Origin of the sequence: Cohnella herbarum (assembly GCF_012849095.1) — a bacterium.
GTDB lineage: Bacteria > Bacillota > Bacilli > Paenibacillales > Paenibacillaceae > Cohnella > Cohnella herbarum.
Genome location: NZ_CP051680.1, coordinates 3757154 through 3782278, shown reverse-complemented (window position 1 = coordinate 3782278; position 25125 = coordinate 3757154). Strand labels below are relative to the sequence as shown.

Annotated in this window: 8 protein-coding genes; 5 read left to right on the top strand and 3 right to left on the bottom strand. The window is 50.8% G+C overall.

What is annotated here, in order from left to right; translation table 11 throughout:
• Positions 1-80 precede the first annotated feature (80 nt).
• Positions 81-2216 (top strand): transglycosylase domain-containing protein, encoded by a 2136-nt coding sequence (locus HH215_RS16535; protein WP_217362298.1) that lies wholly within the window; start codon positions 81-83, stop codon positions 2214-2216.
• A gap of 64 nt (positions 2217-2280) precedes the next feature.
• Here the strand turns inward: HH215_RS16535 and HH215_RS16530 are convergent, their stop codons facing one another.
• The 3 genes from HH215_RS16530 to HH215_RS16520 form a co-directional block, all read right to left on the bottom strand.
• Positions 2281-4587 (bottom strand): MMPL family transporter, encoded by a 2307-nt coding sequence (locus HH215_RS16530; RefSeq protein WP_169280908.1) that lies wholly within the window; start codon positions 4585-4587, stop codon positions 2281-2283.
• Positions 4588-4626: 39 nt separating this feature from the next.
• The gene (locus HH215_RS16525) at positions 4627-5244 is read right to left on the bottom strand and encodes a TetR/AcrR family transcriptional regulator (RefSeq protein ID WP_254450512.1); all 618 of its coding nucleotides are present in this window, start codon (positions 5242-5244) and stop codon (positions 4627-4629) included.
• Between the two features lie 205 nt (positions 5245-5449).
• The gene (locus HH215_RS16520; RefSeq protein ID WP_169280907.1) at positions 5450-5818 is read right to left on the bottom strand and encodes a hypothetical protein; all 369 of its coding nucleotides are present in this window, start codon (positions 5816-5818) and stop codon (positions 5450-5452) included.
• Between the two features lie 722 nt (positions 5819-6540).
• Between HH215_RS16520 and HH215_RS16515 the strand changes: the two genes are divergently transcribed.
• The 4 genes from HH215_RS16515 to HH215_RS16500 all read left to right on the top strand — a co-directional run bounded on the left by HH215_RS16515 (position 6541) and on the right by HH215_RS16500 (position 25069).
• On the top strand, positions 6541-15264 hold the full coding sequence (locus HH215_RS16515; RefSeq protein ID WP_169280906.1) for a cadherin-like beta sandwich domain-containing protein: 8724 nt from the start codon (positions 6541-6543) through the stop codon (positions 15262-15264).
• 620 nt (positions 15265-15884) lie between these two features.
• Entirely contained in the window at positions 15885-20684 is a 4800-nt protein-coding gene (locus HH215_RS16510; protein WP_169280905.1) for an S-layer homology domain-containing protein, read from the top strand.
• 179 nt (positions 20685-20863) lie between these two features.
• Positions 20864-23974 carry an ATP-binding protein gene (locus tag HH215_RS16505; protein ID WP_169280904.1) on the top strand — a complete coding sequence of 1037 codons (3111 nt, stop codon included), beginning with the start codon at positions 20864-20866 and terminating at the stop codon, positions 23972-23974.
• 6 nt (positions 23975-23980) lie between these two features.
• Positions 23981-25069: a response regulator gene (locus tag HH215_RS16500; RefSeq protein WP_169280903.1), complete on the top strand. Its 1089-nt coding sequence runs from the start codon at positions 23981-23983 to the stop codon at positions 25067-25069.
• Positions 25070-25125 lie beyond the last annotated feature (56 nt).

Sequence of the window (25125 nt, the reverse complement as noted above, 5' to 3'; positions counted from 1 at the left end):
TGAACTTTTCCCATTATTAAAATAGACTTAAGCCATCAGTTTCGGGTTAATAATACGATTTTCCACAGTAGGAGACAGCTATGAGAGAGCAGAATGTACATAAGGAACAAGGAAATACCCGCACCGACTCCAGAATGACACGCTTTTCCGGCTTCTATAGATTTATGAAAAGATTTCGTGTTCTGATCATCGCATTCCTCCTCGCGTTTACGACGCTTGTCGCGATCGGAGCCTATTGGATCAATTCTCTTGATATTAAGAAGCTGGTTGTTCCCATACTAGCTCCGACTCAATTGATAGATAGGAACGGCGAGCCAAGCTCCCAGATGATTTCCGTCAAAATAGAGCACGTATCGCTCGACCAAATTCCGCTACATATGCAGCAAGCGATCGTCGCGGTCGAGGATAAGCGATATTACGATCATACCGGCGTGGACGCCTTTGGCATTATTAGAGCCGTTTTCCGCAATGCGAAGGAAGGCGGGGTAGCGCAGGGGGGAAGCACGATTACCCAGCAACTCGCCAAAAACGTTTTTTTAACCGGTGAAAAAACGTTCTCGCGCAAGCTGACGGAAGCAGCCTATGCCCTCAAAATAGAATCTTCGTATAATAAAGACGAGATACTCGAAATGTATTTGAATCAAATTTACTTCGGTGAAGGCCAGTGGGGGATACAGAGAGCGGCTAAGCGGTATTTTGGCAAAGATACGAAGGATTTGTCGTTGGCGGAATCCGCCTTGTTGGCCGCGCTGCCGAAAGCCCCCAGTCGTTATTCCCCCCTTAAGAATAAGGAACTCGCGTTGGAGCGAAGAAATCTTGTGCTCGGCTTAATGCGGGATGAAGCTTTTATTTCGAAAGCCGAGTACAACCAAGCCATTGTCGAGCCGATTCATGTACTCAACAAGGTTCCGTCGGAACAGCAAAACCATTTGCTAGGTCAATATGCTTCGTATACCGATGAAGTGATCGATGAGGCTATCGAATTATATGGATTTACCGAGCGCCAGCTGTTAGCGGGAAATCTTCTCATCTACACGGAACTGGACCCAGTCGTTCAAAGCGCGATGGAACAAACGTACCGTAATGATTCTCTGTTTCCGCAAAGCGCAACCGATCAACTTGTACAGAGTGGAGCGGTTATCATGGACCCGTCTACCGGAGGCGTTCGCGGAATCGTGGGGCAACGGGGTGAACATGTATTTCGCGGGTTCAACCACGCAACGCAGCTAGTTAGACAACCCGGATCGGCATTCAAACCGCTGATGGTCTACGCGCCTGCCCTGGAAAACGGGTATGATGCTAAATCGATGCTGTATGACGGTCCGCTAGATATAAATGGTTATAGGCCGGAAAATTCAGATCATCGAACTTTGGGGCAAGTATCGCTTCGAGATGCAGTTATTCAATCGAGGAATATTCCGGCGGTATGGTTATTGAACGAGATTGGACTGCAAACCGGGAAAGCGTTTGTGGAGAAGCTCGGACTTCCGCTCAGTGAAGAAGATAACAATCTAAGCTTGGCGTTGGGCGGACTGTCCCAAGGGCTATCCCCGCTTCAGATGGCGCAGGGCTACAGTGTTTTTCCTAATCTGGGGACAGAGGTTCAAGCTCATACGATTACTAAAATTACTACAACGGATGGACGAATATTAGCTGAGGCCGAGCTTCAATCGGTTGCAGCTATGTTACCGGAGAATGCTTACGCGATGACAGAGTTGCTGCGTGACGTAGTCCGGGAAGGAACGGGAAAAAATGCAGCCATGGACCGTCCGGTAGCGGGAAAGACGGGGACGACGCAGCTTCCGCGGAACAAACAATTCGCAGGGATTACCGGCGGTGCCAAAGACGCTTGGTTTGTCGGTTATACGCCGGAATTGGTAGGGGCGGTTTGGCTTGGCTACGACAATACGGATAGCAAGCATTATTTAACGACTTCAGGCGGACAATATCCGGCATTAATTTTCAAAGAGATGATGTCATTGGCTTTAAAGGGGGTTCCGGTATCCGAGTTCAAGCGTCCCGTAACCGGGAAAATAGATAAAGGGAATGGCAAGAAAGAAGATAAGAAAGGGAATATGGATAAGAAAGATAAAAATAAAGATAAAAATAAAGACAAAAATGAAAAGGATGACAAGAAAGATAAGAAGGATAAGAAAGATAAGAAAGATAAGAAAGATAAGGAAAAGAAGGAAGGGAAAGGGGGAAAAGAGGAGTAGTTAGAGAAGACCGTCAGGATGCTTTCAAATCATCCTGACGGTCTTTCATCTATGAAGAGCTAAGTCATCCGGCCTTTATTTCGGCGGAGTTCTCCTGTTTCTTCAGTTCGGCAAGAAGCTTATCGCCTTCGACATCCAGATTCGGAAGCATCCGATCCATCCATTTCGGCAGCCACCAGGCTTTGTCGCCGAAGATCGCCATGACGGCAGGGACGAGTGCCATGCGGACGATGAAGGCGTCAATCAAGATACCGATCGCCAACGCAAAACCGATCTGTTTGATCATGATATCATGGGCGAAAATAAAGCCCGCGAATACGGATACCATGATGACGGCTGCGGCCACGACGACGCGGCTGGCCTGATTGTAGCCGTGAACGACGCTCTCCGTTCCATGATGTCCATGAACGTAAGATTCCCGCATGGAGCTGACTAGGAACACCTGGTAATCCATCGCTAATCCATATAGAATGCCGGTAACCATGATCGGCATAAAGCTGAGCAGCGGGCCTCCGGTGTCGAAGCCGAAGAGGGAATGAAGCCATCCCCATTGGAATACGGCGGTAGTGATCCCGAACGTGGCGAGAACGCTGAGAAGGAAGCCGACCGTCGCTTTGACCGGCACGATGATCGAGCGAAATACGAGCAGCAGAATAATCAGCGAAAGAACGACGATGATGCTGACATAGAGCGGGAATACCTCGGCCAGCTTCGAGGACATATCGATATTGATTGCCGTAAATCCGGTAACGCCAATCGACATTCCATACGTCTGCGCAAAGCTCGAATCGGGAGCCCGAAGTTCTTGCACGAGTTCTTTGGTCTCGGTATCCGTAGGTCCTGTTGTCGGAATGAGACTAATAATGGCCATATTTCCGGTTTTGTTCACGCCCATCGGCGTTACGAGCGTAACCTGCTTATGCTGTTGGAGCTCTTGAACGAGCCCGCCCAGCGCTTCTGGCGTGATGGTGTCCGAAGCGCCTTTAGGCTCGGCGACAAGAAGGAGCGGACCATTAAAGCCTTCGCCGAAACCGTCGGAGATCGCATCGTAGCTCTGTCTCGAAGCCGTGTCCAGATTCGCGGTAGCGCCGGAAGGGATGCCCATCTCCATTTTGGCGACGGGGAGAGCCGCTGCGCCCAGAATGACAATGACGCCAACGATAATAACCCAGCGTCTTTTCGCTACTCCGGTTGCCCAGCGATGCGCGAGACCTTGAGACGTTTTGTTCGTTTGGGCACCGTTCTTCTCGCGGGCTTTAGCCGAACAGATGCGCTCGCCTACCAGACCGAGCAAAGCAGGCAATAGGGTTAGGGCAACGAGAACATTGACGAGAACGGCCACGGCGGCAACAAGCGCCATCGCGGACAAGAAGCCGATTCCGATCACGAGCATGCCGCATAACGCAATAATAACGGTCAAACCGGCGAAAAATACGGCGCTCCCGGCGGTGCCGACCGCTCTGCTTGCGGCTTCCCTAGCGCTCAGTCGTTGATCGAGAATCATGCGGCGCTGCCGGTTAACGATGAAGAGCGAGTAATCGATTCCGACGGCAAGCCCGACCATAAGCGCAAGAACGGGCGTGAGTTCGGTCATATGGAACATTTTCGAGAAGGCATACGCTCCTCCGACGCTGATTCCTACTCCCATAAATGCAGTCAGAAGAGGCAACCCTGCCGCGACGACCGAACCCAGCGTCATGAACAGAACAACGGCGGCAACAAGGATGCCGATCGCTTCGGTCGAACCGATAGCGGGCTTGCCCGATAACGAGTCGCTAGGCAATGCGGAAATGCCCGTCTGTTCGACAGACATAGCCGCTTCGATTACGGAATCCGGAACCGATTTGGGCAGCGACATTTGCTGAACGGTGAATTGGAATTGGAACAAGGCAACGCTGCCATCGGATGCAAGCATGACCCCGGGTAATGGAACACCATTCACGATCAGAGGGCCATAGGGCGGAACTTCGCTTGAGCTTGCTTGCGCGGATGCGTTCTCTTGCGCGCCGCCGGACATCGAGGCTCCGGCTTCCGCGGCTAGTTCTATCGCATTTATGACATAGTCAAGATTGTATATCTCGTTAACGGCTTCGTTAATGGAGGCCAAACGCTCCGGCGTGTCAAGGCGTTCGCCCTTCGGCGCGTTAAAAACGATGCTGGCTTGTCCTCCCGAAGCCTCCGGCAGTTGTTCCGTAAGCTGATCCAACACCTTCTGCGATTCCGTTCCTTCGATTTTCATATCCGAACTGACATGTATTCCGTTCGATCCAAGTATGGCAAGCACAACGCCCAAGATCACGATCCAGCTAATAATGAAATACCATGGTTTGGAATAGGCAGACTTGCCTAACCTGTACAGGAAAGTTGACATACGTTAATGTTTCTCCTTTGCATATGGAAATTACTCTTGTTAGAATCCGTTGCGCAAGTAGCCGAACATAGTGTCCAAATAATGATCGAACGTATCGGCTTTCGAATCTTCCGCTGAGGATTGAACCGGCAACGGGACGTTCAGGCTGCCGTCGAGCAAAGGGAGCACCGCGCCGTAAACCGCGCCAACGAGAAGATGGGTGTACCCTGCTGGATATCGGCCTTGGGACAACTCGCTTAGCGTCTCTTGGGCCGTTATTTGTAAACGGCGCAGCGCGCTAAGGATATAAGGTTTAAGCGTCGGATACTGCTTCGACATAGACATAAGCTGTTGCAATTTACCGAGATGTTCCGCGGTGAGTTGCATCTTCATTAAATGGTAAAGAAAATCTAGAGGGGTCACATGCTCGTCTAGATTTGCAATCCAATCCTCTACTTCTTCGGCACCGTGAAAGACGATAGCCGCAGCAGCTACCGCTTCCTCCTTGCAGGAGTAATGGTTCGCGAACGTTCTTCTGGAATAGCCAGCGCGCTGGACGACGTCCTCGACAACGAAGCCGTCCATCCCTTTCTCCAGCGCAAGAGCATATGCTGCATCGGCAAGCGCGGTCGCGGTTGCTTCCCTCTTCATATGGCGTAGGCTTTGATTGTTTATCATATAACCGCTTAAGCGCTCACCTCATTTCATAATTATATTATTGCCCAATGGGCAATTATGCACAATGGGCAAGTTGTTACGGATTTGTGGCGAGCCCCATTCAAATCTATTGATACCCTTACGACAAATACAACCAACTGCAGCCTCCAGTAAAGGTAGGCGCAGCTGGCTGTATTTGAAGGGGATGTCAATGGTCCATCGTTCATTAATCTAAACGACTACGCATGAATTGATCCAGTTTTTCCGGGTCTTTTCTATACTGCCACATATCATAAATGTCCACCGAATCATTTTCGAATCCGGCTGCTACGCCCGCCCGGACGTACTGTTTCATCTTCGGATCCCCAAAGCTTGAGGGGAAGTTGGGGAGCATGCTGTTGAACATGTTGCTGAACCAACCGCCGGAGTTGCCGCCCTGGCCGCCGTCTTGCATCATCTGGATAGTAGCTTGATTGCCGGCTTCGGTTTGCAGTTGATGGACGGGATCGGACCGGGTCGGCATCCAGGGCGCTTGCTTACCGGTATAAGTGGCTTTTTTGAGGCTCTCTTTATTCAGTTTTCCTGGTGGTGGCATATGAAATCTCCTCTCAATCATGACCTCATCATGGTAATGAACATTTGACTCACTATAGCATGATTGATTTCTATTATCTAACCATTAATATCCATATTGTTGGATTTATTGTTGATCATTGTCATCCGTCAGCCCCTGGCGAACGGTAAGAGGGAGTAAGTTTGATAGTTTCAATTTAACGGAACACACAGACGTTATTCTGCCGATAAAGGCACTTTTCAAAATCTAACGGAAGCTAGCGCTCCTATTTTAGTATTTTCCAATGAAAGCATGCCATTTGAGCATAATTAGAGGCGCCCAATTCCGTTAAAATTCTGAAACAGTTGTTTTCGTCCAAATAGCGATCGTGGTTTCCGTTAGAAAATAACTCTTGCTTACTGTTTGCTACAAAAGTCCGAAAAACGGGGAATCCGTGGATGTAAGATTCGCGACATGGAGCTGACCGGAGGAATACCTGGTAATCCACCGATAATTCAAACAGAATGCCGGAAACGATGATCGGCATAAAGCCGACTAGCTGCCGCCGGTATCAATATCCCCCACTGAATGGGAAGTATTCCTATGGATATAGAAGTCTTGTTTATTCTGTGTTTATCGCAGGTCTGTATAATGTTGTTGATTACTGTCGAATTGTACCGGAAGGTCTGGAAGACGCTGAAAAAAAAGGTCAACAGGGTCCAAAAATGACGGTTGGAACAGTCAAACGAATGGAGGAATCATCAGTGCGCAAGGGTTGGAATTCAGGATTGATCAAGCTCTTGATCGTCGCGTTACTGCTTCAAGGCATGCCTCTTAAGTATGGAGGCGGAAATACGGCTTATGCAGAGGGATCTGAACAAGGTTCAGACGATCCAATGATCTCGGTTACATCCAGTACATACGGGAATGACAAGTTAACGGACTATACGTGGAAGAGGGCAGAGAACGGTACGTTTAAACCGGCTGCCAGACAAGCTGCAAGCATGGCTTACGATGAGGCTGCCGGGAATGTCGTATTGTTCGGCGGCGAGGGCGGCGGCTTGCTTAGGGACACTTGGGTTTGGGATGGCAGCGAGCAAACCTGGCAGCAAGAGACAGGTTCGCTCTCTAATCCGGTCGAACGCAAATTGGCGGTAATGGCATTCGATCCATCAACCCAAAAAGTGTTGATGTTCGGAGGCCAAGGCTCCTCCGGCCTTCTCAACGATACTTGGTTATGGGATGGACATACGGCCAACTGGACGAAACTGACTCCTAGCGTATCTCCCTCGGCACGAGCAGGTGCGCAGCTCGCTTTCGACGGGGAGCAACTGGTTCTGTTCGGCGGATATAAACTTAACGGAGCTACGAAAGTTCCGCTCGGCGATACTTGGCTGTGGGATGGGACGAATTGGACGGAAGTCACGCCTTCGGATCCCGCTGACTCCCCTCCGGCCGCATACAATGGGCAGATGGCTTTCGACGGGCAAGCGGCTGTGTTGTATGGGGGGATTACCGGGAATACAACGGAAAACGGCCAAACCATTAAAGACAGCTCGCCGTATCTATGGCACTGGCATGCCGATACTTTGAAATGGACTTCGACGACCGGTCCGGAGGCATTCGGTCGTTGGGATCACGCGATGGCTTATGATGGTCGTCGGGTGGTAATCCTCAGTGGAGCTCGAGACTATGTTCATTTGTACAATAGCAATAGTACGCTTTTTACGGATCTGAAAATGCCTTCATCCCATTATCCGTACCCAAGAACCAGCATGGCTTACGGCTGGAAAAACGGTGCTTGGGAGAGATTTCCGCAGCTCGGATCGTCGGATTTCGCGGTTCTGGACGATGTTGGCTATCCGGGTGAGCTTCAGCTATACCCTAATCAGCAGCCGTTCCCGATTACGAATGCCAGTATGGCGTTCGACGGCACCAATTTCATCGTTTTCGGCGGGCATCGCGATGCGGTGGACGTATGGGACAAACATCAAATCAAAGGCGGACATTATATCGAAACAAAGCCCGCCGGGGTTATGGGGGAAACATGGGTGTTCGGCTATACGCCGCCATCCCCTCCGGGGATCAAGATGATCGATGATCCGTTGATTAATCTTGATCCGGCTCATCTCAATGATACGGTCAGCGTGATTTACAGCGTTTATTCGCTAGGCGGCAAACCGGTTAGTTCACGCGGGGTCGAGTATCGTCCGTATACGGAAGAGGGTAGCGAGGCTTGGATCGCGGTTCCCTATACGGCCAATCCGCAAGAAACAGGCTCGTTCACCGTTACATTGAGCGGTTTGACCTGGCAACGGGAGTATGAGGTTCGAGGTTATGCAGTTAACGAACTCGGCACGAGTATTACTCCGATCGCGCGGTTTGTGCTGGATAACGATCCATCAATGGAAGAGCCGGATGTCCGGATTGATCGGATAGGTCCTTCAGTGCTGCACGTGAAAGACAAGAAGCGAATCGTAGCCGTCGGCGAAGGCATAACCAACTTGCATCGCAAGCCGCTGGGCGAAATCCACTATTTTCTGAAAAACGGTGACAGCACGATTCCTCTAAAACACACCATTCTGAATAAAAGTCAGTTGGAATTGACTTGGGATGGCGAATTGCCGCCAGGCACCTATGAGGTGCATCTCGAGCATGACACTTACCAGGATTACGAGTTTATCGACGATCCCTCGACAACCGAGCATAACGAGGGATTGGGAATATTTAACACCGACTTCTACAAGCCGCGCAATTTCGACCGGGTGGACGTGCCCGGCACGGGTTCGGGCAACGAACCGACCAGTATGTGGTTGCAAGGACCGTTCACGGAATCTCACTTAAAGCCGAAGGAGTATGTCCTTAATGACACCTCCGAGGTCGTGACGATAAACGGAAACGTCCAGTTCAAGGGCAGCAGCCTCGTGGTTGACAAGACGGATCCGACGAAATCCGTAATTACCGGAGATGGGCGATTTTACGTCAACAGCAGTAGAACGCCAGGCGCTAACGTGTCCTATACGTTGTACGACGGACCGTTCACGATAGATTCGAACGATTTCTCTCTCAATCTATCGGGTAACAGCGCCGCCGATTATTTGAGCATAGAAATGCCTTTTACGGCTAATAAGCTTACATTCGTCAAAGGCGGATTGGATATGTCCGGTACGCTGGACATCGGGTTTATGGTCGGGAATCAGAAGGTATTCAGCTCCGTAGCCGTAGAGAAAATCGAATATCGCAATAATCGATTCGATATCAACGGTACTTATTCGATGAACAAGAGCTTTAAGGTGGGGCCGCTTGACGTGAGCGATACCCAATTCGTCATAGACAGCCGAATCCCTTATGTTAGCGTGAAGGCAAAAGGCAAATTACCTAATAATAGCATCGGCTTCGATCTGCTTATGAAGCTCAAGCAGGGACGTCTAGACGAGATCGGCTTCGGCATGTACGACAAGACGAAGCTTGCTTCGACGGGACTCCAAGTCAATTATTTGTTCGGCAACGTGAATAACCTGGCAGGGAAGTCGCAAATCCCTCAGAGGTTCAGCGTGACAGGCTCGGTAGCGGATGTTATCGTACCGATGCTTAAGCACCCGACGGTTGATTACAAATTCAATCTGCTCGGAACGGATTCTATCGCGGTCGATCTAACCAATTACGGCTTCGACGCCAGCGGAATCGAATATTATTACTGGTTCCCGGTGAACGACATGAGCATGCAGGTCGTTACAGATCCGAAGATCGCCGCACTACCGGGCTTCGCTTCGCAAGGCTTCTTGGCCAAAGGAAATATTAGCGTGTTCGATTACGTCAAAGGGGTCATCGGCGCGTATTCTTTTAACAAGAAAGGTTACAGCGGCGTGCTCAAAGGAACCGTGTACGTGCCTAAGGGCATTCCGCGCATCGGCGGAGCGACGGTGCGTAATGTCGTGCTGAGCGTGAACGAAAAAGGGATGTCGGGTTTGATGAAGCATAACGGCATCAACGCGAGAGTGACGTATACGTTCCAAAACAATACGATTCTGTTCGAAGTAGAGGCGGAACCGCCGAAGAAATCGTGGTGGGAGAAAGGTCTCGATCTCTACAACAGCGTCAACGATTTTTTCGAGCAGACCGCACCATTGGGAGATATATTAGAGGAATTAATTCTTTACAATAAGCCGAACAACTCTTCGCCGTTCTTGATTGCGGCCGCCGACGATTGGAAGAAATCTTTTGATTTTGCCCGATTCAACGCTGCCAACGGTCTTGCTTCGACGACAGGCGCAATGGAAAAAGTGTACGAGCTGACGCCGATGCGCTTGGCGATTCAGCCGGAAGATACGACGGAGACGAACGTTAACGCGCGAATTGCGGACGGGCAATTGACGGCGGTTGACCGGATGCCGCGCATGACGATGAATGCGGACGCATCGAGCAGTCAGATCAGCTCCGAGTTCACGGTCAACCGTTCTTATGAGGCACTGATCGTCATGACCGGCGACCAACGGTCGGCCGTATTGAAGGCATCTTCCGCAGCAAATCCGAGTGTCGAAAATACGATAAAAACGGAAGCGGTATATAACGACGGCCAAAATACAACCTATATGCGGGCATCGTTATATGAAGGAAACTGGAAGCTCATTACCGGGAACGGCAGCCGAATCGGCGTGAACGAATTATTGTTCGCAAACCAATCGTTGACGCTGGACCAACTGGCCGCTGTATGGGAGGGTACGCCTGATCGATCGGTGACATCCCTGATTATAGAAGAAGCGGGCGCCTACGCTTTGAACATCGAAGCAGCGCAGGGAGAGGTTATCCTCTATAAACCGGATGGACGACCGTATAACGTGCAAATGTCGCAAAACGAACCTGGTTGGAATTCCTTCATGGATTCGGGCGATCTGCACGTTCTGCTGGATGCGGTTGAAAGCGGAACATGGCTGATCAGCGCGGACGAGAGTCCGAAGGCGGCGATTAACGATGTGCCGTCGCTGACGACAATGGAACAGTTGCGGCAATGGGTGCAAGACAAGGCCTATCCTACGTATATCGAGATGAGCCGCACGAGCAGCGGTCAAGCCATCGTGGAAATTTACGGCGCGGACGAAGAGACGAAGCTTTACGCGCCTAACGGTGAGTATTACAAATTGCAGCCCGATCCGAATTTGAGCGGGATGAACGTTACGTTCGACGAAGCTCAGAAGAAGATGACCGTGTGGCTCGACAAGGTTGAATTGAATGGACAATGGAAAGCGGTGGGCAGCGCCTTTACGAGCGTCGCGGCTTACAAATTAAACAGGAAGTTCAAGTCCATCAAGCCATTGCTGGACGAAGGACGTTATTCCAAGTACTTCGAATTGGCGGAGAAGGGCGATTATATGCTCTCGGTTAGCGGCGGCAACACCGGTACGGTCGTTCTTGCGCCGAACGGCAAGCCTTATACGCTGAATTTCGCAGATCAGAGCGGCAACGCCTACTTGCAGCCGGCGGCGGATAGGGTGCTTGCCCCTTCTTCCGGAGGAGATCCGTTGGATCAAACGCAGGTCGTGACTCCGAACCCCGTGCAGGATGGACGAGACATGCTTTACGTGTCGTTGCTCAATGCACCTGCGGGCAAATGGCTCGTACAGAACAATACCAAAGTCGATCTGCAAATTCAGAAGCTGATTCCGTCGCCTGACGTCAAAGCTTCCGTCACTTCGCTTGCGGATACGGGCAATCGTATTCAGGTGACGTGGTCGACGGAGAATGCCTCAGCCGACACCGAAGTGGCTATTATGCTGACAGGAAGCAGAGACGCTTACAGCGGAGAAGTGCTTGCGGACGGTTTAACGGCTTCGGGCAGTAAAGTCATGGATATCCCGGAAATGACGATACCCGGCACTTATTATTTGACGGTAGCGGCGACAAGCGCCGACAACGCGTCAACGTATGCGGTTGCTGACAATCAGGTGGAGGTAACGGCTCCATACGCGCTAAATGCGCCTTCTCAGCTTAGCGTTCTGTCCACAGGTAACGGGGAAGTATCGCTGCAGTTTGCTTCCGTAACCGGTCAAGTGGAGCGATATCGGATTTGGGTAGGCGAAGGGGCGGATGCGCAGCCTACGACGCCAATCATGGACTTCGCTCCGCAATCCGGAGCTTCGCAGCAAGCGGTGATCTCCGGCCTGCGGGTTGATGCGGATTATACGATCGCGGTTTCGGCGATCGGCGAGCAAGGAGGACGGCTTGTCTTGAGTCCGCTGTCCGAGAACGTTAACTTGAGGCTCCCGGTACCTCAGCCGGCCGCGCTGACCGTATCGCTCGATGCGGGAGCGAAACCGGTCGTCGAGCGCACTTCGACAGCTTATGACGGAAGCGACGAGAAGCTTTTCCTTACGGCGGCCGAACAGGCAACGCTTGAAGTAACGTCGAATCAGGCGGCTGAGCTGACCCTGACGATTAACGGACGGACTTTCGATAGCGTGCAGGGATCGGCCAACGGGACTCATTCGTTCGATCTGAACGAATTGCTGGACACGAATGCATTAGGAGAGCAAGAATACAAGATGCGGATCGAAGCGGTGAACGCGCGCGGCGACCGTAGCATCGAGTACCGCAAGCTGTTCGTCGATCGCACGGCGCCGCTGCTGGTCGTTTCCGGCGGCAATGATACGGAGGGCAAGTCGATCTCGCTTAACGGTACGGTCGACTTCTCCGGCAAATTGCTAATCGAGGGGCAAACCGAAGCCGGAGCGAAGCTGGATATCGGCGGAGTTATCGTACCGATTGACGATACGGGCCGCTTCGTCTACTATGCTCCGCTCGCTTGGGACAGCAATACGGATCGGATCCTCATTACGATGAAGGCTTCCGACGAGGCTGGCAACGAGACAACGCATGGGTTCGAGGTGTTGAAGGATACTGCGGGAATCGGATTAACCTATCCGGACGACTTGGCTGCGCTGACGACGGGCGATGCGACGATGAGCGCGCCGTATCAATTCGGTACAAGCGATTATCAGGCCATAGCCTATTCAAATAAAGTTCGCGTATATGCGGTACCGATGGTTTCGTCTTCCGCCGTTTCGATTGACGGTACGCCGCTGCCGACAAGCGGGTATGTCGAAGTCGACTTGCCGGAAGGCGGGCGAACCGTACAAATCGGCGTGAAGCCTGCCGGTAATCCGCCGGAGCGGTTTTATACGCTGAGTATCGCAACCGGCTCTAACGCGGCGCTGTTGAACGCGTTGACGCTGAAGACGCAAACGGGCGAAGCGGTTGCCGCTCAACCTTTTACCGGAACGGAAGAAACGTATAACGTATATGTAGAAGACTCGGTGGAAGAGGTAACCTTGACTCCTCACGCCCAGATGGCGGGATCGGAGATTAGGGTCAACGGCCAAGCCGTACAGGGCGGCCAGGCTTCTCAGACGATTCCTTTGGACGCGAACGAGAATCCGATTCCGGTTACCGTCGTCTCGCCGGATGGCACGTCTACGCGCGAGTATCAAGTTGTCGTCTGGCGCATGCCAAGCAACAATGCCGATCTGCAGCAACTGGACATCGCCACGACCGGGGCTGTAATGTCGCCGGGCTTTGACCCGAACGTGCCGACATACCGGGTGCTTGTACCGAGCGCAACTTCTGTCCTAGAACTTCATCCTGTCGCGCAGCAAGCGAATGCCGTCGTTCAAGTTAACGGTCAAGCCGTAACCGGCGGTTCGGTGAACGTTCCGCTCAGCGGAGACAGCACGTCCGTTGTGATCGAGGTCCGTGCGCAGGACGACAGCGAACGTAAGTATACCCTGTCCGTCGTTCGACAGAAGGCGGTTCCTGCACAGGCGCCATTGCTTTCGAGTCTGGAGGCGAGCGCAATCATGGACGGCGACTTCAGTCCTTATCGATTAAGCTATGGCACCAAAGCGAACACCGACAACGGTTGGGCAACGATTACGGCGATCGCGGACGATCCGCAGACAATCGTTACGGTAAAGGGCGTATCGTTGCAGGGCGGAGGCAAATTCGCTCCTAACCTCGAGCTAGGGAAAAATAACATCGTCGTTAAAGTCGAGTCGGCCGATCTGACCGCTTCGCGGACATATTCCGTCAATGTAACCCGCGTGAGCAAGTCCGGTACGGGCAGCCCGGAAGGAACCGTGCGACAATCGACGATTGCCGGCGGCGCGGGGAAGTGGTCGGATCAGATCGAGATCGTCCGGACGATCACGAAAGAGGGAATTGCGCTCGATACCGTGAAATTGGATGCGGATAAGGCGCGAATGATATTGGCCAAATCGAAACAGAACAATGACAGCATCGCTCGAATTTACGTGACGGATATCCCTGGCGATCCTGCGGATGAGCGGATGGTGAATCTCAGCGCTGGTGCCTTGAGCTTGCTCGCGGATGGCGGGTTATCGTTGCAAATCATATTGCCCGAAGCGGTTATCGATTTGTCGGCCGCTTCGCTGCAGCAATTAGGCAAGAAAGGACAAGATGTTTACTTCCGGGTTATTCCGGTAGTGGCGGACGATGAACGGGATAAAGTGAAATCCCGCGTTCTGACCTCTGAACCGGTACGGAAAGCGACAGGAAACAAGTCGGCTTCCGTAATCGGAAATCCGGTCCGGATTGAAACCAACTCCAACGGGTTTAAGGCGGAGCTCCTGTTCCCGCTGGCGAATTCGGGGTTGCCGACGGATGAGGCGGCGGCTAAACAAATGCTGTCCGAATTGAGCGTATATATCGAACACAGCGACGGCGAGAAAGTACTTGCGTCGGGCGAGATTCGTTACGACGAGAACGGCAAAATTGCCGGAATAGCGATCGTCGTCAACAAATTCAGCACGTTTACGATCGTTAGAACGTCCGTTCAAACGAATGAAGAAGCTTCGGTACTGAAGCCTTACATTTTCGGTTACCCGAACGGCACTTTCGGCCCGACGCAATCGATCAAACGCGCGGAATTCGCAGCCATTCTTCATCGTCTTGGCGCGGATGGCTCTACGACAGGCATGTCGTCAACGCAAGCGAAAGGTTATGCGGATGTCGCGGCCAAACATTGGGCTGCGGAGGAAATCGGCTACATGCAACGCTCCGGGCTGATGCTCGGCGATCACAAAGGGCTGTTCCGTCCGGATGTCGCCGTTACCCGCGCGGAGATGGCCAAGATCGTCTCCAGGCTACTGCCATCTGACGCAGGCGATCAAGCATCTGCCGGAACATTCAGCGATACGCAAGGGCATTGGGCTGCCGACGCGATCAAGATGGCCGCGCAAGCGGGTATTCTGCAAGGCTATACGGATGGAACCTTCCGTCCGGATAACAAACTGTCTCGCGCGGAAGCGGTTAAGGTTCTGAATAAATTGTTCCAACGTCCTACCGCCAGCGCCAAGACTTCCAGTTGGCAGGACGTACCGCTAAATAACTGGGCTATCCGGGAGATCGAGTCTGCTTCCGGCACGGTGAAGGTGTTATCCGGTGGCGGCGTTATCGTAGAGCCTGCCAAGCATTAATGGAACACCGCCGCACAAGTCCTATTTGATTTAATCGGAGTTCGGGTTTAACCAAGCAACGCCCTCCTAGCTGAGATTCGATCAGCCTGGGGGCGTTGTTTTTGTTCGCGATTTAGAAAGCATAAATTTGTTTCACTTTTTTGAATCGTCTCCGGCAAAACGAGGGTTATAATTCTAACGGCAGCCAGCGCCGCTATTTCGTCGGAAATGAGCGTTATGAAATTTTAACGGAACTACACGCCTCTATTGATGCTCAAAGGCCAAATTTTCACTAGAAAAAGCACAAATAAGAGCACCCAGTTCCGTTTAAAATTTGAAAAGTGCCTTTTTGAGCAAAATAGCGTCCGCTAGCTCCGTAAGGAAGAAACGTACGTAGTGATTCTCGAATACTAAGCCATTCCTGATGCGATTTCCCTATATCCAATCCGCTATTGACAATACAGACATGTGCAGTTCACTCAGATAGCCAGAAATGGCGCTGATAGAAAAATGGTATAGCCATAAGAGTTTCTTTGTTTATTATTCGTTTATCGTGAATTTGTATAATGATGTTGGTTGTTGTCGAATAAAGGGTTCGGCAATCCTTTTTCGATGATACGTTTCATTAATAGGAGGTCAACATGAATATGAGAGCCCTGAGGAAAATGAGTATCTTCTTTATGAGTTTTACTTTGATTTTTACGTTCTTTCCTATCTTGAAGATGCCCACAAGCTATGCGGCATCGCTCCCTACCTTGGCAAATCCGACCAACAACAATGTCGGCGTTTCAGCATGGATTTTTTTCCAAGGTGATTCGGTAACGTTGACCGCCACTGGCGTTAGACAAACCGCCGATGGCATCACAATCGGAGACGAGCGGTACATTCCGGTGGGATGGGAATCGACAGAACCGGATCAGTCGGGCACGTTCGTTCTGGGCGCAGGCGGATATAAGTCAACCTATACGCCGAGTACTGGCGGAACCTTTACTGTGACGGCTACCTTCCAAAAGCAGATCTGGGACGGAACGGAGTGGGATGAGGTAGACGGGGGGAACGATACGAAGACGCGATATGTCATGGTTGTCTCCGCATCGGAAGCTCTCCCGACACATCGTTACGCAAGGGAAATCGATGAGCACAATGGGTACGTCTATACCGCTCATCGGGGAACGAACGAGATTAGTCGAACATCCGTCGAGGAACGAACCGTTGAAACCGTCGTTAATGGCGTGGCAGATGCGGCGGCCGTCGCTCTAAGCGATAACGGCGATCTTTATTTTACTAAGGATAGCGACTTCAATATTTACAAGCTTCCCGCAAGCTCGTTTGCTTCTCTACCGGTTAGTGCTTCTGTAGCGGAAGTCGTTTACACGGATTCGAGCAGTCCATATCATTATAACCTTGAAGTGAATGCAGACGGGACCATCTACTACACGTCCAAAATTAATGGGAAAACCAATCTTAACAAGCTGGCTAACGGTGAGGCCACAACCGTAATAGAAGACTTCAATCGCGGCATAAGCGGCTTAGCATTTGCGCCAACCGGGGATCTGTACATTTTGGACGGATGGACAGACGTCTATAAGGCGACTCCGGCTCAACTAGCAGGCGGGGATCAATCTCAATTGGAATTCATCATCGATGTGGAAGCCGATACGGCAGGCTTGGCCGTTCTACCGGATGGAAGAATCCTCTATACGGATTATGAGAGAGACCAATTCATTTGGTATGCCGATTCCGTCATCCCGATAGCTCAGAAGGCTAACCCGGAGAACAATCAGGTCATCGTTAAATCGAGCTATATTCCTTTGGGCAGCACGGTCGCTTTGACCGCCGCTGGCGATAGGCAAACCGCCGATGGCACAACAATCGGAGACGAGCGGTACGTTCCGGTGGAATGGGAATCGACAGAACCGGATCAGTCGGGCACGTTCGTTCTGGGCGCAGGCGGATATAAGTCAACCTATACGCCGAGTACTGGCGGAACCTTTACCTTGACGGCGACCTTCCACAAGCAGGTCTGGAACGGAACGGCATGGACCGTCGCAGCCGGGGGGAGCGATACGAAGACGGGGGATGTCACGGTTGTCTCCGCATCGGAAGCTCTCCCGACACATCGCGACGCAATGGAAATCGATGAGCACAATGGGTACGTCTATACCGCTCATAGAGGAATGGGCGAGATCACAAGAACATCCGTTGCGAATTTAACCGTTGAAACCGTAGTAGATGGCGCGGATGATGTTATGAATGTCGCTGTGAGCGATGAGGGCGATCTTTACTTTACAAGGGATAGCGACATGAATATTTACAAGCTTCCCGAAATCTCACTTGCTTCTCTGCCGGTTAATTTCGAGGAAGCGGAAGTCGTATACACGGAACCGACCATCCCAGATAGTAATCAATATCTCAAAAGTCTTGAAGTGGATACGGACGGGGTCATCTACTACGCGTCCAAAGTTAATGGAATAACCAATCTTAACAAGTTGGTTAACGGTCAGGTCACAACCGTAATAGAAGACTTCGATCGCGGCATAATCGGCTTAGCGTTTGCGCCGACCGGAGATCTGTACATTTTGGACGGAGAGACAGACGTCTATAAGGCGACTCCGGCTCAACTAGCAGGCGAGGATCAATCTCAATTGGCACCCGTCGCCGATTTGGATGCCGACCCGGCAGGCTTGGCCGTTCTACCGGATGGAAGAATCCTCTATACGGATTACATGAGAGACCAATTCATCTGGTATGCCGATTACATCATTCCATCAATCAAGAAGGCCAACCCGGAGAACAATCAGGTCATCGTTAAATCGAGCTATATTCCTTTAGGCAGCACGGTCGCTTTGACCGCCGCTGGTGATAGGCAAACCGCCGATGGCACAACAATCGGAGACGAGCGGTACATTCCGGTGGAATGGGAATCGACCGAACCGGACCAGTCGGGCACGTTCGTTCTAGGCGCAGGCGGATATAAGTCAACCTATACGCCGAGTACTGGCGGAACGTTTACCGTGACGGCGACCTTCCAAAAGCAGGTCTGGGACGGAACAGAGTGGGATGAGGTAGAAGGGGGTAGCAATACGAAGACGAGGGATGTCAGGGTTGTCTCCGCATCGGAAGCTCTCCCGACGAATCACTACGCAAGGGAAATCGATGAACACAATGGGTTCGTCTATACCGCTCATCGGTGGACGAACGAGATTAGTCGAACATCCGTTTCGGATTTAACAGTTGAAACCGTCGTTACTGGCGTGGAAAATGCGGCGGCTGTCGCTCTAAGCGCTAACGGCGATCTTTACTTTACAAAGGATAGCGACTACAGAATTTTCAAGCTTCCCGCAGGCTCGTTTGCTTCTCAATCGGTCGATGCCTCTGTGGCGGAAGTCGTATACACGGATCCGAGTAGTCCATATCATTATAACCTTGAAGTGGATGCAGACGGGGCCATCTACTACACGTCCGAAATTAATGAGAAAACCAATCTTAACAAGCTGGCTAACGGTCAGGTCACAACCTTAATAGAAGACTTCGAACACGGCATAAACGGCTTAGCATTTGCGCCGACCGGGGATCTGTACATTTTGAACGGGTGGTCAGACGTCTATAAAGCAACTCCGGCTCAACTAGCAGGCGAGGATCAATCTCCCTTGGCATCCATCACCGAAATAGATGCCGATACGGCAGGCTTGGCCATTCTACCGGATGGAAGCATCCTCTATACGGATAATGACTACGGGAGAGACCAATTCATTTGGTATGCCCATTACGTCATCCCAGTAACGCAGAAGGCCAACCGGGAGAACAATCAGGTCATCGTTAAATCGAGCAGTATCACTTTGGGCGACACGGTCGCTATGACCGCCGCCGGCGACAGGCAAACCGCCGCTGGCACAATAATTGGAGACGAACGTTACATTCCGGTGAGCTGGACCTCGAACGAATCGGGCAAGTCGGGCGCGTTCGTTCTGGACGCAGGCGGATATAAGTCCACCTATACGCCGAGTACTAGCGGAAACTATACGATAACGGCGACTTTCCAGAAGCAAACCTGGAACGGAACGGCATGGATTGTCGCAGTCGGGGCGACCGATTCAAAAACCGCAAATTTACTCGTCAGTTCGAGCGGGACCAGCACTCCATCGCCTGGCTCTGACCCTGGTCCTGCTAAACCGCCAGAAACGCCAAATAACAGTATAGAGGTATTGATTAACGGCGTAGCGGAGAAGGCAGGGACGGCAACCAAGTCGACAAGAGCGGGGCAAACCGTCACCACGATTACGTTGGACCGGCAAAAGCTGGCGGATAAACTGATCGCGGGAGGTCTCCGCACGGTCGTCACGATTCCGGTTCGTAACGGATCCGATATCGTCGTGGGAGAATTGAACGGTCAGATGGTCAAAGACATGGAGAATAAGCAAGCCGTGCTAGTCATCCAGACCGAAAATGCTAATTACACGTTACCGGCTCAGCAGATCAACATCGACGCGATTTCCGAACAGCTCGGAAAGTCGGTGACTCTCGCGGACATTAAGGTGCAGGTGGAAATCGCAACCTCTTCGTCGAGCATTGTAAAGATCGTCGAGGACGCGGCTAAGAAGGGTCAATTCGTTGTTGTTGCCCCGCCTATGGATTTCTCGATCAGAGTCGTTTACGGGGATAAGACCGTTGAGGTGAAGAAGTTTAACGCACCTGTGGAACGTATGATCGCCATACCGGATGGCGTAGATCACAGCAAAATTACGACTGCCGTCGTCGTCGATCCCGATGGTACGGTACGTCATGTCCCTACCAAAATCATCATGGTCGACGGCAAGTATTACGCGCGGATCAACAGCTTGACGAACAGTACGTATTCGTTGGTTTGGCATCCGATGGAATTCCGCGACATGGCCGATCACTGGGCGAAGGCGGTCGTGAACGATTTGGGATCGCGCATGGTATTAAGCGGCGTAGGCAAGGATACCTTCAACCCGGATGCGGATATTACGCGCGCGGAATTCTCGTCCATGCTCGTTAAAGGATTGGGTCTGGCTCCTGAGCGGGGAGCAACCGAATTCTCCGATGTGCCGCAATCCGCATGGTACAACGGTTCGGTACGCACTGCTTATAGCTATGGGCTGATCAAAGGCTTTGATGACGGCTCCTTCCGTCCGAGTAAGAAGATTACGCGAGAAGAGGCGATGGCGATGATCGCCAGAGCAATGGAAATCACGGGATTGCAAGCCAAAGTGGGTTCCAACTCGCCGGAGAAACAACTTAATGCGATTACCGACATGGAGTCGGCATCGGAATGGGCGAAGGCAAGCATCGCCGAGTGCCTGAAGGCAGGAGTCGTTACCGGAAAAGGGAACGGGCTGCTGGAGCCTAAAGCAACCGTCACTAGAGCGGAAGTGGCTGCGATGATCGGTCAATTGCTGCAAAAATCCGAATTGATCTGATCCCTAATTGGATTGTAGTTTCAACATGCAACGTCCCTCAAGCTGATTACCGATTGGCTTGGGGGCGTTATTTGTCGTTATTTGTCGGTTTTTGCAACGGAGGATCTTCTTTTATTTGTTGGAAAAATGTATTATTTCGTTAGGAACGATTTTCTTTTTTAATCAAAGGGGCGCAAACATTGCTGAATAGAGCCTTGATTATCAGTCTATTAGGGTTAATTGCGATTTCGTTAATACCGCTATCTATCTTCATGAATCACAATAGGCAAATAAAAGAATTGACGGTTCGGAGCGGAGCGCTGGATCTCTCGGCATGGAATCCTGAACGCGACAAGAGAATTAAATTGGATGGGGATTGGGAATTTTACTGGGGCCAATTGTTATCTCCGGACCCATTCAATGAACCTGGCGCGGTCAAGGGAGAGCCTGCCGATTTAATGAAAGTCCCTTCGAAGTGGAACGGCAAATTAATCGACGGAAAGCCGTTGCCGGCCCACGGTTACGCCACTTACCGGATGGTACTTCACAATGTACCCCTCAATCAGACATTTGCTTTGAAAAAAACGAATATCCGTTTTTCAAGCGCGGTTTACGTAAACGGGAAAAAATTGTTCCAGGATGGTCAACCTTCAGAGGAGGCATCGGGTTATCGGGCGGGGAACGTTCCTCAAATTGGCTTCTTTTCTTCCGAAAAAGAGGATATTGAAATTATCGTTCATGTCGCCAACTTCGATTATGCGAATTCCGGTATTCCGGCGTCGCTTTATTTCGGAGAGCAATCCGCGATGCTCGCGGCTCAACAAGTGAGCAAAGCCTATGAGCTAAGCACGTTTGCGGTGCTTGCCGCTCTCTCGTTTATTTTCTTCCTGTGCTTCGCGGTTGCCGCTTTGTACCGACAGAAAGACTACACTTTGCTTTTCTTTGGTTTGCTTTGTTCATTTTATGCGCTATATAACGGCTTGGTCGGAGAACGGGTTCTGTTAATGTTCGTGCACGGAATCTCGTTCGAACTGATATTTAAAGTAAAGGATTTATGCTCGCTGGCTTGCCTTGTCATTCTGGCCCTTTATTTTTTCCGGTTGAAAAAAGACATCCTATCGTTAAAGTTTACTCAAGCTATCATCTTCTTATTGGGCAGCTACATGATAATGGTAGTATTCCTTCCCATCTCGACTTATCAAACGATCGAACCGTTCATTATTTTGGCGTACGAGTCGATGATTCTATGGCTTCTATTGAGAACGGCCATTCTTCATATTAAGAGCGTCAGCGGAGAACGACTCAAGTCCTTCCTATTGTTTCTGGCGGTTCTCTTCATCGTTCTTTATTCCGTAGACCTTATTCTCTTTTCCTTTTCCTTGAAAGAAAATCTGTGGCTAGGGCAGGTTTATATCGTCTTATTCAATTTGATTATGCTCTCTCTTGCCGTTCTTCGTTTTTTCGAGGCTTATCGGACGGTAGATTCAATGAAAAACCAGCTCCTGCGATTGGACAAAATCAAAGATGATTTCCTTTCCAATACTTCCCATGAGCTGAAAACGCCTTTAAATGCCATCGTGAATATCGCCGATAGTCTCCTCAAAGGCGTGGAGGGACGGATTTCCGATACGCAAGCGCAAAATCTGGGAATTATCGTGGGAAGCGGAAGGAAATTAACTTACCTGGTTAACGAACTGTTGGATTATTCGAAAATGAAGCACGGAGATATTACGTTGTATAAGAGCGGCATCGATCTGAAAGCGACCGTTGATTCGGTGATGAGAATTCACATGTTTCTTCTGGGAGGCAGACAGATTGAAATCGTAAACGAAGTTCCTGAAGGGTTCCCCGCGTTGTACGCCGACAGCAATCGTCTGATTCAAATTTTGCACAATCTCATCGGCAACGCGATCAAATTCACTGACCGGGGTAAAGTCAGCATTCAAGCTGCGGTAACCGGCGATAGGATAGAAATCCGCGTAACGGATACAGGCATAGGGATCGCGCATTCGTTGCAGGAAAGCATATTCTTGCCCTTTGAACAAGCGGCTATTTCCGGATCTAACGCCGTAGCGGGAACCGGACTCGGCTTAAGTATTACCAAGAAGCTCGTAGAGCTTCACGGTGGAGACATAAGCGTGGAGTCTACCCCTCATCAAGGGTCGATATTTACGTTTACGCTTCCGTTAACGGATTCTCCTTCGGGAATGATGAAGGGTGAGCAGGATCATTCGAGGGGCAATTATAGGGAAATAAGCCTCGTTAATAGTCAATATCCGATGTTTGTCCAAGGAGAGAGAGACGAGCTTATTCTCGTGGTCGACGATGATTCCGCCAATCTCCAAACGATGAGTAACCTGCTGAAGCTGGAAGGGTATTCCTTTATCGTCGTGAATCGAGGGCAATCGGCGTTGGATCGGTTATTGATGTCGCATGACATTGATCTTGTTATTCTAGATATCATGATGCCGGACATGTCCGGATACGAGGTGCTTCAGAAGATAAGGGAGCGGTTCTCCCCATTCGAGCTTCCGGTACTCATGCTGACGGCCAATAATAAGGTAGAGGAGATAAAGTTGTCTATGGACAACGGAGCGAACGATTTCGTCGGGAAGCCGTTCGAATCCGAGGAGCTAATGGCTCGCGTCAGGGGGCTAACCCGATTGAAAGCTTCCGTACAAACGGCCAGGAATGCGGAAATCGCTTTTTTGCGTTCGCAGATCAACCCTCATTTTCTGTACAACACGCTCAATTCCATAGCTGAATTGTGCGTGGAAGAGCCGCACCAGGCAGAGGAATTGACTTTACAGCTGTCGCAGTATTTGAGAAGCAGCATTAATTTCAATCAGTTGGATTCTCTGACGCCGTTGGACAATGAGCTGGAGTTGGTGGAAGCGTACGTCAACATCGAAAAAGCGAGATTCGGAGCCAGATTGCATATGGAGTACGATGTGGATGCCGATCTGGAAATCGAAATCCCCCCGTTAATCCTGCAGCCGCTGGTCGAAAACGCGATCAGGCATGGCTTGATGTCCAACTCACGCGGAGGGCAAGTCAAGCTGTCCGTTCAGAAGAACGAAAGACAAGAAGTCAGCTTCTCCGTAGAGGATAACGGTTGCGGCATGAACATACGGAAGGTGGAGGAATTGCTTAGTCCCGATGGGAGCAAAAGAGGCGTAGGACTGTGGAACATCAGTCAGCGACTTAAGCTTCTATACGGGAAAAGCCTCCATATTGAAAGCGTGGAAGGAAGGGGAACTAAGGTGGTCTTCGACATTCCCTTACGGCCGACAAAGTTGAACGGAGGTTAAGCTGCTATGCTACGGGCTATTATTGTGGACGATGAAGAGCTATCGGTGAAGCGGTTGAAGCGAATCCTGTCCAATACCGGGGACGTCGAGATATGCGGGACGTTTTTCGACCCTAGGGAAGCCTATCAATTCGTTGCTGCGAATCCGATCGATGTCGCGTTTTTGGATATTTCAATGCCGGAAATGAACGGCATGAAGCTGTCTCGCGCGCTGCTTGATCTTCATGCGTCAATCGATATCGTTTTTGTAACCGGTTATGACAATTATGCGGTTCAGGCATTTGATCTAAGCGCGCTCGATTATCTCATGAAGCCCGTAACCGCCGAGCGTCTCGCCCAAACGTTGAATAAGCTCGGCAAGAAGCAGGATGGCTTGGTATCGGTCGAATCCCGGATTGAGCTGCTCCTGTTTGATGGGTTTAACATTAGTCTGCCTAGAGGGGAGTCCTTAAAGCTAAGAAGTCCGAAAACGGAGGAGCTGCTTGCTTTTCTGATTTGCGAGAAGTCGGTCACCCGCGAGAAAATCATCGATACGATGTGGAACGATTTGAGTCCCGATAAGGCATGGAAAAATCTAAATTCCACGTTGTATTATATTCGCAAAGCCATTCAGTCTAGCAATATCGTTCATTTTATCAAGGCCGATAGAAATGAGATTTGGATTGAAGAGACGGGTATTCATTGCGACCTGTACGAATTTGAACGGTTGCTTAGGCAAATTAGCTTGGAGCCCGAGCAAAGCGCCGAATTGTTCAAGCAGGCGGAAGCGCTATATAAGGGGGAATTGTTGCGTGGCAAATCATACGAGTGGGCTAGCGGACAAGCGCGTCGAATGGAGCAGAATTACATCGAGATGCTGGAGTCTGCCGCAAGGTATCATCTTACGCTGAATCAGCCGCAGAAATCGCTGCATTACTTTTGCGAAATTTTGAAATTGGATGGCATTAGAGAAGACATCAATTATGAGGTCATCCGTTTATATATGGAGCTTGGGAGGGAAAATGAGGCGCATCGGCAATATCGCACGCTGGAAAGGCTGCTTCAGCAGGAGCTTGGCACGAAGCCGGGTTCCCGGATTAGAGACATTATCAATTAGTTGTTCCTAATAGGAACGGTGTTAAAAAATGGCTTCGCCATCTCTTGCAGACGATA